Here is a 960-nt window from a genome sequence, read left to right as displayed (position 1 = left end):
GTCACCGACCGCACCGCCGTCCGCTTCCGGCACCGGGACGTTTTCTCCCTCGCGGAGGAGATGTACGCCCGTGTCCCGAAGGACGGCGAAACGCCCCCGCCCCCCACGGCACAGCGGACACCCCGGGCCCGCGCCGACTGGGTCCTGCTCACCCTCCTCCCCGGCGCTCTCTGCGCGGCCACGGTGGCCGGCATCCGCCTCACCGACGGTCAGCCCCGCCTGGTCGCCGCCCTGGTCGGCTTCCTGACCGTCTCCCTGGCCATGCGTGCGGCCCTGGCCCGCGGCCCCCTCGGCACCCCTGACCGCACACCCACCAACGGCACCTCCACCTGGACGTACTGGCTCCTCGCCTACGCCACCCTCGGCGACGGTCTCCTCGCGGCGGCCGTGACCGGCGGCCCCGACGCCCTGCCCACCGGCGCCGCCGACGCTCCCTGGCCCATGGTCACGGCTCCCGTCCTCGCCCTCACTCTGTCCTGCGCCCCGGCGGCCTGGTCCGCCCGCCTCTTCGCGACCCGCGCCCGCCGCAAACTGACCGTCAGCCGGGGCCTGGAGGACTTCGCGGCCTCGGTACGTCCCTTGCTGCTCGGCACCTTCGCCCTGTACCTGTGCGCCCTGACAGCGCTGTCGGTCCTGTCCGGCGCGGCCCTCGACGAACCCGTCTCCCCCCTGCGGGTCGTCGCCCCGGGTGCCCTTCTCTTCCTCGCCCGCCTCCTCACCGTCCACGGCTTCACCCATGCCCCCGCGGTGGTCCTCACCGGCGCGGCCACGGCCCAGTTGACCGCCCTGGCCGCGGTCTTCGCCTCCCGCCTTCCGGGGTGCGGCTTCGTCGCCGCACCGGTGGACGCCCTCGTGAACCTCTGGGGCCCGGGTGGCATCCAGGTCCTCTCCTGCGGGCTCGGCGCCCTGGCCCTGCTGATCCACGGCACCCGCAAGCTGACGCGGGCGTCGGCCCACGCC

Annotated in this window: 1 protein-coding gene; it reads left to right on the top strand. The window is 75.4% G+C overall.

Features of this window, described 5'->3' with window-relative positions; translation table 11 throughout:
* Positions 1 to 960, top strand: a 960-nt coding sequence (locus EHS43_RS45195; protein ID WP_125196120.1) for a hypothetical protein, incomplete at both ends; no start/stop codon positions are given.

This window comes from Streptomyces sp. RP5T (assembly GCF_003933965.1).
GTDB lineage: Bacteria > Actinomycetota > Actinomycetes > Streptomycetales > Streptomycetaceae > Streptomyces.
The sequence above is the reverse complement of the archived record's forward strand: the minus strand, read 5'-3'. Positions and strand labels throughout refer to the sequence as shown.